The organism is Actinoplanes sp. 13 (assembly GCF_056134165.1).
Window position 1 is genome coordinate 144145 of sequence record NZ_JBVYOQ010000008.1, and the last position, 15723, is coordinate 159867.

Annotated in this window: 14 protein-coding genes; 9 read left to right on the forward strand and 5 right to left on the reverse strand. The window is 72.1% G+C overall.

Going from position 1 to position 15723, the window contains the following annotated elements:
* Positions 1–3: 3 nt before the first annotated feature.
* Positions 4–2736, reverse strand: a complete 2733-nt coding sequence (locus AC0NH5_RS18840; protein ID WP_474405404.1) for a WG repeat-containing protein — start codon at positions 2734–2736, stop codon at positions 4–6.
* Positions 2737–4672: 1936 nt separating this feature from the next.
* Between AC0NH5_RS18840 and AC0NH5_RS18845 the strand changes: the two genes are divergently transcribed.
* The 4 genes from AC0NH5_RS18845 (at position 4673) to AC0NH5_RS18860 (ending at position 7740) form a co-directional block, all read left to right on the forward strand.
* Complete coding sequence (locus AC0NH5_RS18845; protein ID WP_474405698.1) at positions 4673–4840, forward strand: pentapeptide repeat-containing protein; 168 nt, start codon at positions 4673–4675, stop codon at positions 4838–4840.
* A gap of 299 nt (positions 4841–5139) precedes the next feature.
* Positions 5140–5991 carry an ABC transporter permease gene (locus AC0NH5_RS18850; RefSeq protein ID WP_474405700.1) on the forward strand — a complete coding sequence of 284 codons (852 nt, stop codon included), beginning with the start codon at positions 5140–5142 and terminating at the stop codon, positions 5989–5991.
* The gene (locus AC0NH5_RS18855; RefSeq protein WP_474405406.1) at positions 5984–6784 is read left to right on the forward strand and encodes an ABC transporter permease; all 801 of its coding nucleotides are present in this window, start codon (positions 5984–5986) and stop codon (positions 6782–6784) included. The genes AC0NH5_RS18850 and AC0NH5_RS18855 overlap by 8 nt, the downstream gene beginning before the upstream one ends.
* Positions 6781–7740 (forward strand): ABC transporter ATP-binding protein, encoded by a 960-nt coding sequence (locus AC0NH5_RS18860; RefSeq protein WP_474405409.1) that lies wholly within the window; start codon positions 6781–6783, stop codon positions 7738–7740. Before AC0NH5_RS18855 ends, AC0NH5_RS18860 begins: the two co-directional genes overlap by 4 nt.
* On the opposite strand, the gene AC0NH5_RS18865 is transcribed toward AC0NH5_RS18860, so the two are convergent.
* Positions 7724–8278 carry a helix-turn-helix domain-containing protein gene (locus AC0NH5_RS18865; protein ID WP_474405410.1) on the reverse strand — a complete coding sequence of 185 codons (555 nt, stop codon included), beginning with the start codon at positions 8276–8278 and terminating at the stop codon, positions 7724–7726. The genes AC0NH5_RS18860 and AC0NH5_RS18865 overlap by 17 nt on opposite strands.
* 66 nt (positions 8279–8344) lie before the next feature.
* Between AC0NH5_RS18865 and AC0NH5_RS18870 the strand changes: the two genes are divergently transcribed.
* Positions 8345–9106: an AzlC family ABC transporter permease gene (locus tag AC0NH5_RS18870; protein ID WP_474405412.1), complete on the forward strand. Its 762-nt coding sequence runs from the start codon at positions 8345–8347 to the stop codon at positions 9104–9106.
* Complete coding sequence (locus AC0NH5_RS18875; RefSeq protein ID WP_474405413.1) at positions 9100–9408, forward strand: AzlD domain-containing protein; 309 nt, start codon at positions 9100–9102, stop codon at positions 9406–9408. Before AC0NH5_RS18870 ends, AC0NH5_RS18875 begins: the two co-directional genes overlap by 7 nt.
* Before the next feature lie 177 nt (positions 9409–9585).
* Here AC0NH5_RS18875 and AC0NH5_RS18880 read toward each other — a convergent pair whose 3' ends face one another.
* The 3 genes from AC0NH5_RS18880 to nadA form a co-directional block, all read right to left on the reverse strand.
* Positions 9586–10215 carry a DUF3043 domain-containing protein gene (locus AC0NH5_RS18880; RefSeq protein WP_474405415.1) on the reverse strand — a complete coding sequence of 210 codons (630 nt, stop codon included), beginning with the start codon at positions 10213–10215 and terminating at the stop codon, positions 9586–9588.
* 67 nt (positions 10216–10282) lie between these two features.
* The gene (gene murA / locus AC0NH5_RS18885) at positions 10283–11638 is read right to left on the reverse strand and encodes a UDP-N-acetylglucosamine 1-carboxyvinyltransferase (RefSeq protein ID WP_474405417.1); all 1356 of its coding nucleotides are present in this window, start codon (positions 11636–11638) and stop codon (positions 10283–10285) included.
* A gap of 188 nt (positions 11639–11826) precedes the next feature.
* Entirely contained in the window at positions 11827–12996 is a 1170-nt protein-coding gene (gene nadA, locus AC0NH5_RS18890) for a quinolinate synthase NadA (RefSeq protein WP_474405419.1), read from the reverse strand.
* A gap of 69 nt (positions 12997–13065) precedes the next feature.
* On the opposite strand from nadA, the gene AC0NH5_RS18895 reads away from it, so the two are divergent.
* The 3 genes from AC0NH5_RS18895 to AC0NH5_RS18905 all read left to right on the forward strand — a co-directional run bounded on the left by AC0NH5_RS18895 (position 13066) and on the right by AC0NH5_RS18905 (position 15719).
* Entirely contained in the window at positions 13066–14172 is a 1107-nt protein-coding gene (locus tag AC0NH5_RS18895; RefSeq protein ID WP_474405421.1) for a glycerate kinase family protein, read from the forward strand.
* Between the two features lie 89 nt (positions 14173–14261).
* Positions 14262–14630, forward strand: a complete 369-nt coding sequence (gene erpA, locus AC0NH5_RS18900) for an iron-sulfur cluster insertion protein ErpA (protein ID WP_185040212.1) — start codon at positions 14262–14264, stop codon at positions 14628–14630.
* A gap of 111 nt (positions 14631–14741) precedes the next feature.
* On the forward strand, positions 14742–15719 hold the full coding sequence (locus AC0NH5_RS18905) for a carbohydrate kinase family protein (RefSeq protein ID WP_474405423.1): 978 nt from the start codon (positions 14742–14744) through the stop codon (positions 15717–15719).
* The last annotated feature ends 4 nt before the right edge of the window (positions 15720–15723 follow it).

Below are 15723 nucleotides of genomic sequence, written 5' to 3' on the forward strand. Positions count from 1 at the left end.
TACTTACAGCATCGGCCGGTTGTCCGGCAGCAGCCGCCGCACCCGCTCCACCACCTCGTCACGGTCCGGGTGCGCGACGTCGACCAGCGGCTCACCGCGCCGGTCCAGCGCGCCCCAGGCGCCGGCCCGGTCCCGGACCAGGAACGCCGACGGGTGGATCACCACACCGGCGTGCACCGGCGGCACCACCAGCTGCCCGGCCCGGTCCAGCACACCGAAGCCGGCACCGTCGTCGACGACCGCCAGGCCCTCGTCGGTGAACCCGTCCACCGTGCCGCCGGTCTGCAGCACCGTCGCGAAGTGCCGGAACCGCGGCTGCACCGCCATCCGGCCGTGCCGGTCCACCGCGCCCCACAGGCCACCCTGCCGGACCAGCGCCATCCCACGCCGGAACGGCCGGGCCTCTTCGAATCCGCCGGGTACGACCAGCCGGTTCTGCCGGTCGACGGCCACCCACCCGCCGTCCCGGGTGACCCAGGCCAGTCCCTCGGCGAACCGGGACGCGCCGGAGTACCCGGCAGCGGCCGAGATCACCAGCTCGCCGTCGGTGTCGATCAGCTCCCACGCCGGCGAGTCCGGCCGGCGCACCCACGCCACACCCTCGGCGAACGGCTGCGCCTCGACATACCTTGGCTCGACCGCGGCCGCGTACCCCCACAGCCCGGCGCCGTCGTCCCGCAGCGGGGTGGGCGCCGCGGGCACGCCCAGCACCTCGTCCCGGGTCCGCGGATAGGGACCCCAGCCGCCGGACCCGGTGCGCCGGGCGATCGCGTCCAGCGCCAGCTCGATCCGTTCCACCAGCTCGGGGTCGTCATCGCCGCGCACGCTCAGCGCCCGCTCGAAGTGATTGACCGCCTCCAGGAACCGACCCTGATCAGAAGCGGACCGTCCGGTCAGCTCGCGGATCTCCGCCCGGAGCCGCGCGGGCAACTCCACCGAGTCGGCCTGCTCATAGAGCCGGTCCGCCTCGGCGAACTCGCCGCGCCACTGCAGGACGTGCGCCAGCCGGGCCTGGGCGGTCGCTACGGGGCGCAGCTCGCCGTCGGCCTCCGCGTGTTCCAGGGACTCCCGGGCGTCGGCCAGGGCGTCGTCCAGCTCACCCAGGACACGGGACACCACCGCGCGCAGACCCAGCAGCCCGGAGCGGACGTTGTCCCGCTCGGCGAACTCCAGGCGGTCGGTCAGGCGGTCCGCCAGATCCCACAGCCGGTCCGGGTCCTCGACCTGCTCGCGCAGCGTCTCCGGGTCGAACACCCACCGGTGGGCGGCGAGGATCTCCTCCGGGTCCCGGCGACGGCGTTCGCCGCGCTGCTCCGTCTGCTCGCGCCGCTGCCGGACGGGTCTGGCGCGCTGGGCGGGCGCCGCGTCGGCCGGCCGGCTTTCCGGTTCGGGTGCGGGCCGGCTTTCCGGCTCGCTGACCGGCTCGGGAGCCGGCCGGTTCTCCGGTTCGGGTGCGGGCCGGCTTTCCGGCTCGCTGACCGGGTTGATTGCTGGGACGCCGGCCGGTGGGGTGTCCGGCTCGCTCGGCGATGGTGCCTCGGGCTCGGCCGGTGCCTCGGGCTCATCGGCGTCGTCATGGCTGCCGGGGACAGGCTCGTCCGGCTCCGAGACCGCGACGATTTCCAGGACGGCTTCGTCCGATGCCCCGGAGACAGGTGACACCGCGTCCGAGTCAGAGCCTGAAACACCGGTGCCGGACACCGGATCGGCGGCTGCGCCCGAGACAGGTATCGCACTGACCGGTGTGCCGGCGGCCGGTGGGGCACTGACAGGCGTGCCCGGGGTGGGCGGGGGGCTGACCGGGATGGCGCTGACCGGGATGGCGCTGACCGGAGCCGTCCGGTCGGCTGTGCTGTCCTCGGGTGCCGCGAAATCGTCACGCGCCTCGTTTTGGCCTGCGGCGGCCCAGCTCTCGGTGATCGGGGGGACGTCGTGCGGTGCGCTGCCCGCTACGGGCAGGTCGACGTCCGGCTCGCCGGTCCACGCCGCGGCGGGCGACACCGGGGTGACCGTGGCCTCGACGGCTGCGGGAACCTCGGTCCAGCCCTCACCGGAGTAGAGGCTGTCCTGGGCACCCGTGCTCGTCGCGGTCCAGGCGACAGCGTCGCGTTCGTCGTGCTCGCCGGCTGTCTCGCCGGACTCGAACTGTTCCGCGTCAGCCCGGGCATCCTCGACGGCGGGGTGGATCTGCTCACCCGCCGGCTCCTCGGCCGCCGTGACCACGACCTCGGTGCTGATCGCCTCGGCGGCCTGGTCCGCCGCGACACTCGTCCCGGCCTCCGCCCCGGCATCGCCGGCCGGCACAGATGCGGAGTCGAGCTCACTGCCGGCGTCGGGTTCCGGGTCGGCGCTGACGGCGGCGTCGTGCTCCGGGTCGGCGCTGACGGCGGCGTCGTGCTCCGGGTCGGCGCTGACAGCGACGTCGGGCTCCGGGTCGGCTTCCGGCACCGGCTCGGCGACAGCCTCTTGCACCGGCTCGGCAACAGGCTCGTGCACCGGCTCGGCGGCAGGCTCCGGCTCGCGTTCCCGGTCGGGCTCGCGCTCCAGGTGCGGCTCCGGTTGGCGCTCCGGCTCGGTGCTGGACTCCTGCTCCGGTTCGGCGTCGTCGTCCAGCTCCACAGCGGGTGCGAACCAGCCCTGGGGCGGCGGCTGCGGCGCGGCGGCCACCGGCTCTTCGACCTCGGCCGGAGCCGTTTCGTCCTCCGGAACCGGAGTGATCGCTCCCAGACCGCTCATCGACAGCAGCCAGCCCAGTCCGTGCGGCTCCGCCGTGGCGGAACTGCCGGACTCCGCGACCGGACCAGCAACATCAGGTTGTGTGAGCGCGCTGCCCGCAGGTGCCCCTGTGGTCGGCGGGCCGACTTCATCAGCGCTGAACGGCACGTCCACGCCCGCGTCACCGGCACCCAGGGGTGCCCCGGTGGTGGGCGCGGGGCTGGCGTCGGCGGGCGGTGCGGTGACCTGTTCAGCCGCCGAGCCGACATCCGTACGCGCGAAGTGAAGCTCGTCCGGACGGGCGGAGTGAGGCCCGGCAGGCGCTTCGGGTCGGCCGTAACCCGGACGGATCACCTGGGTGCGGTCCACTGGCATCCCGCCGCGTTCCGGCTCGGCCCGGCGTGGGTCGAGCGGCCGGGCCGGATCCGCCGGCTCGAACGACCCCGCACGTCCGGGCGTGGGCGTGCCCACAGGCCCGGATACCGGAGTCACGGCAGGCCCGGCCAATGCCTCCGCCACTCCCGGAACCGCGCCCGGCCCGGACACCGGCGGCACCGAACCGGGGATGACCGGGCCCGATGCCGGCGCGACGGGGCCGCGCCCGGCCGGACCCGATGCCGGCGCGACCGGGCCGCGCCCGGCCGGACGCGATGCCGGCGCGACCGGGCCGCGCCCGGCCGGACCCGATGCCGGCGCGACAGGGCCGGCGCCCGGAACGGCTGGGGGCTGACCAGGTACGGACGGGTAGACCGCGGACGGGTGCACCGGCTGCTGCGGTGTGACCCGGGTCGGCTGGGGCGCCGGGCGCGCGGTGGCCGGCGTGGCGCGCTCCGGGGGAACCGGGCGCAGGTTGAACGGCGTCTCCGAACCGTGCCCCGTCCGGTCCTGGCGCTCATCCGCGTAGGCCGGGAAAGCGGTCGGTGGCGCCGGTCGCGCGCTGCCGTAGGCAGGACCAGCCGGTGACGTCGGCCCGGAGACCGAGTGCCCCTCAGCATCCGGCTGAGGCGCGTGACGCCGGCCCTGATAGCCGGGATCCTGCTCGGGCCACCCTCGACCCGGTCCCTGACCAGCCGGTCCCTGACCAGAGCCGGGCGGCACCGGCTGACCGAAACGTCCCGGCGGCGGAACCGGACCCTGACGTCCAACGGCGTCCGGGCGCACCGGCCCGCCATGGACCGGGCCACCTTGCGAACCCGCGCCGGGCGCACCATGCCGCGGCCCACCCGGAGCCTGCGGCCCCGGCCCATCGTGCCGCCGAGGAGACGGCGCACCGTGGACCCCCGGCACCGCACCACCGTAAGACGGCGAAACAGGCCCCCCGTGTGACGGCGAGACAGGCCCCCCGTGTGACGGCGAAACAGGCCCACCGTGCTGCGGCCCGGGGCCATATCCACCCCGCCCCGGACCCTGCGGTGCCGGCGAGTACCCCTGCGGCGACGGCGCCTGGCCGCGCCCCCACTGGCCACCCTCCGGAGGCGAAGGCTGCTGCGGCACCCGCCCGGCGGGCGGACGCCCGGATCCTCCCGGCGAGACCGGCGCGGACGCCTGGTGATGTCCAGGATTGACCGGCGGCTGCGAACCGGAAACAACCGGTGGGCGGCCGGAGCCGAGGGGTGGCTGGCCGGGATTGACGGGTGGATGGCCCGGATTGACCGGAACCCCGTGCCCCGCACCCGGCCGCGCGCTCCCATAGGCCTGGCCCTCGTCGGCGGCACGCCCATAGACAGGAGCCCTTCGGCGCTGTTCCGGAGCGGGCGCATCTGTCACCCGATCGTGCATCCGGATCGGCCGGTTCCAGGAGGGCTCGTCCCGGGACAAATGCGGATCCACCGCGGCAGCCCGATCAGCCGACGCATGCGGATTCTCCGGCCACGACGGCGGCGGCACCGGCGCACCACCCACCGTCGCCCGCCCTCGCCCGCGCTCCCGCGAATCCGGCCCTACGGGCGCGGCCCCACTGACCGGCGCGGAGCTGACGGGCGCAGAGCTGACCGGCGCGGAGGTGAAGGGGGCAGAGGTGAAGGGGGCAGAGCTGAAGGGGGCGGAGCTGACCGGGGCGGAGCTGTCCGGCGCGGAGCTGACAGGTGCCGAACTGGCCGGCCCGGACCCCCGGGACGCCTCGTAGATCGGCTTGTGCACAGCTCTCCGCTGTCCCGGATCGCCTGGATAACGCTGTCCGGGCAGCGGCTCCCACTCCCAGGTGATCTCGTACACCCAGGCAGGTTCGTCGTCCCAGTTGTCCGGTCCCGGCAGGGAGCTCCAACCGTTCATCGGGCGCCCAGAGGGCGGCCCGGCGATTGGCAACGCTCCGTCACGGCGAACTCCACCTTGTCAAAAATCGTGCGCCGGCCGACCGGGGACCCGGGTAGAGTCGCCCGGCTCCGTTGCGAGGGGTGTCGAGAGGAGATTAACGGCGTGGACCGGATCGGCGCCAGGGTGCTGACGATCTCTCGAAACGGTCCGTTCCGCGGCTCCGCTACTACTTTCGGTGCGCTGATCGGGTCGGGTTTCCGGCGGTACGCGACCTACCGGCAAGCCACCATAGCCGGAACGTTCACGAACATCGTGTTCGGCTTCCTGCGCTGTTACGTACTGCTCGCGGTCGCCGCGGGTGCGGCCGGCGGGCGGCCCGCCGGTTATGACGCGGAGCAGCTCGCGACCTACGTCTGGGTGGGTCAGGGCCTACTGAGCGTGATCGGAATCTGGGGGTGGACCGACCTGGCCGACCGGATCCGCACCGGTGACATCGCGGCCGACCTGTTACGTCCGGTGTCTCCGCTGGTCAGCTACCTGGCGGCGGATCTCGGGCGGACGCTGTACGCGTTCCTCACCCGGTTCGCCGGGCCGGTGCTCGCCGGCGCGCTCTTCTTCCCGATGCGTACGCCGACCCGCTGGCAGACGATCCCGCTCTTCGCCCTCTCCGTGGCGCTGGCCGTGGTGATCTGTTTCGGCTGCCGCTACGTGGTGAACGCCACGGCGTACTGGCTGCACGACGCGCGCGGGCCGATCATGCTGTGGACGCTGGGCTCGGGCGTGCTGGGTGGTCTCTATTTCCCGTTGCGGCTGCTGCCGGAGGAGTTCGTGCTGGCGTTGTGGCTGGCGACTCCGCTGCCGAGCCTGCTGCAGACACCGCTCGACGTGATCGCTGAGCGGGACGGCCCGGCCCTGCAGGCGGGGCTGGTCGCGGTGCAGGCGGTGTGGGCGGTCGCCATGCTGGGCCTGGCCGCGCTGGTGCAGCGCCGGGCCGAGCGCCGGTTGGTGGTGCAGGGTGGGTGAGCTGCGGGCGTACGCGGCCCTCGCCGGCGGGCAGATCCGCTCGCTGATGTCGTACCGGGCGTCGTTCCTGGCCGAGATGGTCGGCAACATGGGCGCCACCGTCTTCGACGTGATGACCGTTTTCGTGCTGTTCCGGGCGACTCCCGCGGTGGGCGGCTTCACGCTGCGGGAGGCGGTGCTGATGGTCGGTCTCAGCTCGGCCGCGTTCACGCTCGCCGACATGCTGGTCGGCAACGTGGACCGGTTGAAGGTCTACGTCCGGGCCGGGACTCTCGACGCGGTCCTGGTCCGGCCGCTGCCCGCGTTGCCGCAGCTGCTGCTGATGGACCTGCCGCTGCGCAAGCTGCTGCGGGTGATCTTCGGCTTCGTCGTGCTGGGCTGGGCGGTAGCGGTCAACGACATCGACTGGACACCGGCCCGGGTGCTGCTGATGGCGGTGGCGCCGCTGGCCGGCTGCGTCTTCTTCGGCGCGATCTTCGTGATCAGCGCGAGCCTGGCTTTCTGGTGGGTCGAGTCGGGTGAGGTCGGCGCGGCGTTCACCTACGGCGGGCGGGATTTCACGTCCTATCCGATCACGGTCTACAGCGGATGGTTCCGAGGTCTTTTCGCGTACGCCCTCGGTTTTGCCTTCGTGTCCTATCAGCCGGCGCTGGCGCTGCTCGGCCGCACCGACCCGCTGGGCCTGCCGGCCTGGACCGGTTTTCTCTCTCCGGTGGTCGCGCTCGCCGCGGCCGCCGTCGCCGCCGTCGTCTGGCGCATCGGGATCCGTCATTACAGGAGCACCGGCTCGTGATTTTCGTCGAAGGCCTGCAAAAGACTTTTACGGTACGCGTCAAAGCCGGCCGTTTCCGCCGGGAGAAACGCACGGTCGCGGCCGTGGACGGGGTCGACCTCACCGTCGAGCGCGGTGAGATGGTGGGCTATATCGGTCCGAACGGTGCCGGCAAGTCCACCACCCTGAAGATGCTCACCGGCGTGCTGACCCCGTCCGGCGGCACGATCTCCGTCTGCGGCCTGACCCCGGTGCCGCAGCGCACCCGGCTGGCGCTGCGGATCGGTGTCGTCTTCGGGCAGCGTTCCCAGCTCTGGTGGGATCTGCCGCTGCGCGAGTCGTTCCGGCTGCTGCGGCACGTCTACCGGGTGCCGGCCGACGAGCACGCGGCCCGGCTGCGGCGCTGCCGAACGCTTCTGGACCTCGACGAGTTCCTGGACACGCCGGTGCGGCAGCTGTCGCTGGGCCAGCGGATGCGTGGCGAGCTGACCGCGGCCCTGCTGCACGGCCCGGAGGTGCTCTTCCTCGACGAGCCGACGATCGGCCTGGACGTGGTGAGCAAGCAGGCGGTCCGCTCGTTCCTGGCCGAGCTCGGCGGGTCGGGTGACGTGACGCTGGTGCTGACCACCCACGACCTGGCCGACATCGAGCGCCTCTGCGAGCGGCTCGTGGTGATCGATCACGGCCGGGTGGTGCACGACGGGACCATCGAGGCGTTGCACGCCCGGTACGGTTCGCGCCGCAGCCTGGTGGTGGATCTGGAGAGGCCGCTGCCGGAGGGGTTCACGCTGCCCGGGGCGACGTTGGTGTCCCGGGCAGCGGCCGGCCACCGGGTGACCTTCGCGCTGGACTCGTCGGCGGCCGGCGCGGCGGTGGCCGGGCTGGTGGCCGCGGTGCCGGTGCGCGACCTGTCCCTGGTGGAGCCGGACATCGAGGACGTGGTGGCGAAGCTCTACCGCGCTACCGATGTTCCATGATCAGTACGGCCCAGGCGGGTTCCAGGGCCTCGTACCGGTGCGGGACGTCGCCGGGGAACGTCACGTAGTCGCCCGGTCCCACCTCGACGGTCTGGCCGATCGGGCCGGTCCGGATCCGGCCGGACGCGACCACGATGTGCTCCACGCTGCCCGGGATGTGCGGTTCCGCCTCGCGCGCCTCGCCAGGCTCCAGATGGAACGTGTAGATGTCGCGCCGGGTGTGCGGCGCCCCGGTCGCCAGCAGGGTGCCCACGAACGCGGCCCGGTCGGCGCGCAGGCTGGTGCCCTCGCCGGCACGGATCACGCGGACCGGTACGGCCGGCGGTTCCACCAGGCGGCTGAACGGGATGCCGAGCGCCACCCCGAGCGCCCAGAGCGTCTCGATGCTCGGGTTGCCGGTGCCGGCTTCCAGCTGGGACAGCGTCGACTTGGCCAGCCCGGCCCGCCGGGCCAGCTCGGCGAGGGAGATCCCGGCGCGCTCGCGTTCGCGGCGCAGGGCGGCGGCGATGACGGCCAGCGGCGGTGCCGGATGCTCCATGTTCGCTCCATCGGTTCAATCGTTCGATTTGACGAACGCGAGTGTCTTCGTTCAGCATAGAGAACTATGAGTTCGGCAAAACGAACGACCCGCGACGTCGCCGCCCTGGCCGCCGCAACCCTCGCGGTGGGGGCCTCGTTCGGCGCCATCACCATCGCGTACGGGCTGCCGGCCTGGGTGCCCATGGTGATGTCGGTGCTGGTCTTCGCGGGCGGCGCCCAGTTCCTCGCGGTCGGGCTGTTCGCTGCGGGCAACCCGCTGGCCGCGGTGCTGGCCGGGCTCCTGCTGAACGCCCGGCACCTGCCGTTCGGGCTGGCCGTGGCCGACACCATCGGCACCCGCCTGCGGGACCGCCTCGTCGGCAGCCACCTGATGACCGACGAGACGGTCGCGTTCGCCCTGGCCGAGCCCGACCCGGCGCGGCGGCGCCGGGTCTACTGGACGGTCGGGGCGACCCTCTTCGTCACCTGGAACACCGGCGTGATCCTCGGCGTCCTGCTGGGTGGCGCGACCGGCGACCCGGACGCGCTGGGCCTGGACGCCGCGTTCCCGGCGGGGTTGATCGCGCTGATCCTGCCGTCGCTGCGCGACCGCGACGCCCGCCGGGTGGCCCTGACCGGGGCGGCGATCGCGGTGCTGCTCACACCGGTGCTGCCGGCCGGCCTGCCGGTGCTGTGCGCCCTGCTCGGCCTCTTCGTGCTGTTCCGCCCCCGGCGCCGCCACCCGGCCACCCCACCCGGCGCGCCGACAGCCCTCGAAGCGCCGACAGTGCCCGACGCGCCGACAGTGCCCAGCGCGTCGGCCACGACCGAGGAGGCCCGATGCTGATCGCCGCCATCCTGGCCCTGGCAGCCGGCACGTACGCCATGCGTCTCAGCGGTGTGCTGCTGCGCGACCGTCTCGAGCTCTCTGACTCCCTGCAGCGGCTCCTGCCCATGGCAGCGGCGGCGTTGCTGGCCGCCCTGGCCGGAACGGCCGCCTTGATGGCCGGCAGCGAGTTCGCCGGCATCGCGCGGCCGGCCGGCGTACTGGTCGGCGGCCTGCTCGCCTGGCGACGCGCCCCCTTCGTCCTGGTCGTCGTCGCAGCGGCCGCAGTAGCCGCCCTGCTCCGCCTGGCCGGCGTCCCCTGACCCCAGGACAGTGTGTGAAGTTGCGGTCGGATTCGCACCCGAACTTCACACGCAAGCTGGGCCGCAGGCAGTGTGTGAGGTTCGGGTGCGGAGCGCACCCGAAGTTCACACGCAAGCTGGGCCGCAGGCAGTGTGTGAGGTTCGGGTGCGGAGCGCACCCGAAGTTCACACGTGGGGTCAGATCTTGGCGCGGAGGGCGACCTTCGGCTTGGGGACCCGCATCCGGCGGAACGTCAGGCCGCGCATGATGCCGTAGATGTAGAGCGACCCCAGCTTCTGGCTGGTCTGCGGGAAACGTTCCCGGACGAGCTTCTTGATGCGGCGCGCGATCAGCACGCTGTCGATGAACACGGCGAGCGCGAGAAGCGCCCAGATCGCCGTGCTGATCTGCTGGATCAGGATGTTGGGCACCGACGAGCCGATCAGCACGATCACGGCGCCGCCGATGAACCAGGAGCCGACGGTGTGCCGGGAGTCGACGATGTCGCGGACCAGCGACCGCTCCGGGCCCCGGTCGCGGGCCAGCAGGTAACGTTCGTCGCCGTTGCGCATGCCCTCGGCGGCCTCGGCGCGCTCCTCGCGCTGCCGCGCCCGCATCTGCTTGAAGGCCTCCTTGCGGTTCGCCGGGGCGGGGTCCTGGACCCGGCGACCCGGAACGGTCCGCTTCGGCGTGACCACGCCGAGCTCCTTCTTGCTGGGCGTGTAGGCCCGGGGGCGCGACTCGGCGGCGGTCACCTCCGGGCCGGCGGAGGTGGTGGCGTCTGCGACGAGGTCGGCTTCTTGCTTACGGCGAAACAGCGGGGACACGACACGAGCGTAGCCAAACGGCGCGGTGTGCCACACACCGCGCCGTTGATCGTGATGAAAAAGGGAGCTACTGCCGCTCGACGTGGGCGCCGAGGGCGTTCAGCTTGCCCTCGAAGTCCTCGTACCCGCGCTTGATCAGGTTGACGCCGTAGACCCGCGAGGTGCCTTCGGCGGCGAGGGCCGCGATCAGGTGCGCGAACCCGGCCCGCAGGTCCGGGATGACCAGGTCGGCCGCGTGCAGCTTGGACGGGCCGGCGATCACCGCGGAGTGCATGAAGTTGCGGCGGCCGAACCGGCACGGGGTGCCGCCCAGGCAGTCGCGGTAGACCTGGATGGTGGCGCCCATCTGGTTGAGCGCCTCGGTGTATCCGAGCCGCTGCTCGTACACCGTCTCGTGCATGATCGAGATGCCGCGGGCCTGGGTGAGAGCCACCACCAGAGGTTGCTGCCAGTCGGTCATGAAGCCGGGGTGCACGTCGGTCTCCAGCGCGACGGCGTTCAGCTCGCCGCCGGGGTGCCAGAACTTGATGCCGCCCTGGGAGCCGGTCACGCCGTCCCGGGCCACCCGGTCGTCGGTGATCTTGAGTTCGCCGCCGATGGAGCGGAAGACGTTCAGGAACGTCATCATGTCGGCCTGCCGGGCACCGAGCACCTCGATCTCGCCACGGGTGGCGAGCGCGGCGGCGGCCCAGCTGGCGGCCTCGATCCGGTCCGGGATCGGCTTGTGCTCGTAGCCGTACAGCCGGGGCACGCCCTGAATCTCGATGACCCGGTCGGTGTGCACGGTGATGATCGCGCCCATCTTCTGCAGCACGCAGATCAGGTCGATGATCTCCGGCTCGATGGCCGCGTTGCGCAGCTCGGTGACGCCCTCCGCGCGGACCGCGGTGAGCAGCACCTGCTCGGTGGCGCCGACACTCGGGTACGGCAGCTCCAGCTTGGCGCCGTGCAGCCCGTTCGGGGCGCTGAGGTGCATGCCCTCGGGGCTCTTGTCGACGACCGCGCCGAACTCGCGCAGCGCCTGGATGTGGAAGTCGATCGGGCGCGGCCCGATGTGGCAGCCGCCCAGGTCCGGGATGAACGCGTGGCCGAGCCGGTGCAGCAGCGGCCCGCAGAGCAGGATCGGGATCCGGCTCGAGCCGGCGTGCACGTTGATCTCGTCGGTGCTGGCGCTCTCCACGTTCGTGGGGTCCATCACCAGTTCACCGTCCTCGGCTCCGGCGCTGACCTTCACGCCGTGCAGCTCGAGCAGTCCGCTCACCACCTCGACGTCGCGGATCCGCGGGACGTCGAAGAGGCGGCTCGGTGACTCGCCCAGGAGGGCGGCCACCATCGCCTTGGAGACGAGGTTCTTGGCGCCACGGACGCGGATCTGACCCTGCAACGGCGTACCGCCGTGCACGATCAGGACATCGTCGGTCAACGTAACCTCCAGCCGGTGGGCGTCGGGGCGCCCGGTGATCGAGGGGGCAGAGCGCGGGTGGGGGTACCCGCTTCTGCAACCGGGGAAGCATAGCGCTGAGTGACAACCGCGCCAGTCGAGGCGGGGTGTGAAACGCCGCTGACTAAGGAACCTTTAAGGCAAAGGTGAGTTCAAGCGGCTACACACAGTTATGGCAAGGCGAGCATCTGGTCAAGCGCGACGCGCGCCTCGTGTGCCGTCTTCTGGTCCACGGTGATCTGGTTCGGCACCCGCCCGGCGACCAGCTCCTCGAGCGCCCACACCAGGTGGGGGAGGTCGATGCGGTTCATCGTCGAGCAGTAGCAGACCGTCCGGTCGAGGAACATGATCTGCTTGTCCGGGTGGGCGAGCGCGAGTCGTCGTACCAGATTGAGCTCTGTCCCGATGGCCCAGGCCGACCCGGCCGGCGCCGCGTCCAGGGCCTTGATGATGTATTCCGTCGAGCCGACGTAATCGGCGGCCCGGACCACGTCGTGCCGGCATTCCGGGTGCACCAGCACGTTGACGCCGGGCACCCGCTCACGCACCTCGCGCACGCTGTCGATGGTGAACCGGCCGTGCACCGAGCAGTGCCCGCGCCAGAGGATCATCCGGGCGTTGCGCAGCTGCTCGTCGGTGAGACCGCCGTTCGCCTTGTGCGGGTCGTAGAGGACGCAGTCGTCCAGGTCGAAGCCCATCTCCAGCACGGCGGTGTTGCGCCCGAGGTGCTGGTCGGGCAGGAAGAACACCTTCGAACCCTGCTCGAACGACCAGGTCAGCGCGCGCTTGGCGTTGGACGAGGTGCAGACCACGCCCTTGTTACGGCCGACGAAGCCCTTGATGTCGGCGGACGAGTTCATGTAGGTCACCGGCACGATCTCGTCGGCGATCCCGAGGTCCTGGAACTGCTCCCAGGCGGTCTCCACCTGGCCGAGCACCGCCATGTCGGCCATCGAGCAGCCGGCCGCCAGGTCCGGCAGGATCACCTTCTGGTCTGCGGTGGTCAGGATGTCCGCGCTCTCGGCCATGAAGTGCACGCCGCAGAAGACGATGAACTCCGCGTCCGGGCGGGCCGCGGCCTGCTGGGCGAGCTTGAAGGAGTCACCGGTGACATCGGCGAACTGGATCACCTCGTCGCGCTGGTAGTGGTGACCGAGCACGAACACCCGGGACCCGAGCGCCTCTTTCGCGGCCGTCGCGCGGGCCACCAGGCCGGGGTCGCTGGGCGCGGGCAGGTCGCCGGGGCAGTCCACGCCGCGCTCGCTGGCCGGGTCGGTGCCGCGGCCGAGGAGGAGCAGCGTGAGGGGCGTGTTGGAGGGTTCGGTCCAGGTCGACGTCACGTCCGTAATCGTCGCACAACGGCTGGGACGGTAGCTGCGCCGCGAAGGGTGGGCTGCCACACTCACTGGGTGCGCGTACTGATCTGCCCGGACAAGTTCGCCGGCACCCTCTCCGCCCCCGCTGTCGCCCAGGCCGTCGCGGACGGCTGGTCCGTCCCCGGTGACACCCTGGTGCAGCGTCCGCTCGCCGACGGCGGCCCCGGTTTCGTCGAGGTGCTCGCCACCGCCCTGACGGGCCGGCTGATCCCGGTGGAGACGGTCGATCCGCTCGGCCGGCCGGCGCGGGGCGAGATCTTGTACGCGGGCGGCACGGCGTACGTGGAGAGTGCCCAGGCGTGCGGCCTGCACCTGCTGAGCCCCGGCGAGCGTGACCCGGAGCGGACCACCTCCTACGGGCTGGGCCTGCTGATCGCCGCCGCGGTGGAGTCCGGCGCCGCCGAGGTGATCGTCGGGCTCGGTGGCTCGGCGGTGAACGACGCGGGCGCCGGCATGCTCGCCGCGCTCGGCGCCGGTCCCGTCGACACGGCGGGATATGCGCTGCCGTACGGCGCCGCACCGCTGCTCACCGCCACCACGCTGGCCGGCGTCCCGCAGCTGCGGCAGGTGCGGCTGGTGGCCGCCACCGACGTGGACAACCCGCTGACCGGCCTGCACGGGGCCTCCAACGTGTTCGGCCCGCAGAAGGGCGCGAGCCGGGAGGCGGTGCTGCGGATGGACGCCGCGCTGGAGCATTTCGCCGGCGTGCTGGAGAAGGCGTTCGGGGTGACCGGCCTGGCCGCCGCGCCGGGTGGCGGCGCGGCGGGCGGGATCGGCGCCGCGCTGATCGCCCTCGGCGGCCGGGTGACCTCGGGTATCAACCTGGTCACGGATCTGATCGGCCTGGACGCCGAGCTGGACGCCGCCGACCTGGTGATCACCGGTGAGGGCTCGTTCGACCACCAGTCGCTGCGCGGCAAGGTGGTGGCCGGCATCGCGAACAGCGCCCGGGACCGCGGCCTGCCGTGCGTGGTGCTCGCGGGACGCAACGAGACCGGGCACCGGGAGGCCGCGGCGGCGGGGGTCACCGAGACGCACACCCTGGTCGAGCATTTCGGCTCGGTCGACACCGCACTCGCCGAACCCGCGCGCGGCCTGCGCGAATTGGCGGGACAACTTGCCGAGCAGTGGAGCCGGTGATCTGAATTCCCCTGGATTGGGAATCCGGCGGAATGGGGTTAGCGTTGCCTACGTACGGCACATGACCGCACCTGGCAGGGAGATACCTAGTGACCACTGAAGCGCACACCGAGTCGACCGAGGCGACCGCCCCGACCGGCGTCATCTTGACCGACGTTGCCGCGGTGAAGGTCAAGGCCCTGATCGAGCAGGAAGGGCGCGACGACCTGCGCCTGCGCATCGCCGTACAGCCCGGTGGCTGCTCCGGCCTGCGTTACCAGCTCTTCTTCGACGAGCGCTCGCTCGACGGGGACGTCGTGAACGACTTCGGCGGCGTCGAGGTCGTGGTGGACCGGATGAGCGCGCCCTACCTGGCCGGCGCCACCATCGACTTCGCCGACCGGATCGACGCGCAGGGCTTCACCATCGACAACCCGAACGCGCAGAACTCCTGCGCCTGTGGCGACTCGTTCCACTGATCCGCAGCAACCAGACAGCAGGCCGTCCCGTTAACGGGACGGCCTGCTGTCTGTCACCGACCGGTAGTCTCAACGCGTAACGCCCCTGTTCCCCGACCCCCGAGGGCCGAAATGAAGATCGCCGTCACCGGCTCGATCGCGACCGACCACCTGATGCACTTCCCCGGCAGGTTCGCCGACCAGCTGATCGCCGACCAGCTGCACAAGGTGTCGCTGTCCTTCCTCGTCGACGACCTGGTGGTCCGGCGCGGCGGCGTGGCGCCGAACATCGCCTTCGGGATGGCCAAGCTGGGGCTGCGGCCGATCCTGGTGGGCGCGGTCGGCGCCGACTTCGGTGACTACCGGTCCTGGCTGGAGCGGCACGGGGTGGACTGCAACTCGGTGCACGTCAGCGACGTCGCGCACACCGCGCGCTTCGTCTGCACCACCGACGACGACCTGAACCAGATCGCCTCGTTCTACGCCGGTGCGATGGCCGAGGCCCGCAACATCGAGCTGGCCCCGGTGCACGAGCGGTCCGGCGGCCTGGACCTGGTGCTGGTCGGGGCGAACGACCCGGCCGCGATGATCCGCCACTCCGAGGAGTGCCGCACCCGCGGTTACGCGTTCGCCGCGGACCCCTCGCAGCAGCTGGCCCGGATGGACGGCTCCGACGTGCTGAGCCTGATCCGCGGCGCGGAATACCTGCTCACCAACGAGTACGAGCGGTCGCTGCTGGAGACCAAGGCCGGTCTGACCGCCGACCAGGTGCTCGACGAGGTCAAGATCCGGGTCACCACGCTCGGCAAGGACGGTGTGGAGATCACCGGCCGGGGGATCGAGCGGATCCACGTGCCGGTCGTGCCCGGCGTGATCGGCGAGGACCCGACCGGCGTCGGCGACGGCTTCCGGGCCGGCTTCTTCTCCGGCATCTCCTGGGGCCTCGGCCTGGAGCGATCCGCCCAGGTCGGCTCGCTGGTCGCCGCGCTGGTGCTGGAGACGGTCGGCACCCAGGAGTACGACGTCCGGACCGCCGACTTCACCAAGCGCCTCACCGCCGCGTACGGCGAAGAGGCCGCCGCCGAGATCGCGCCCTTCCTGCCCGCCTGATGGT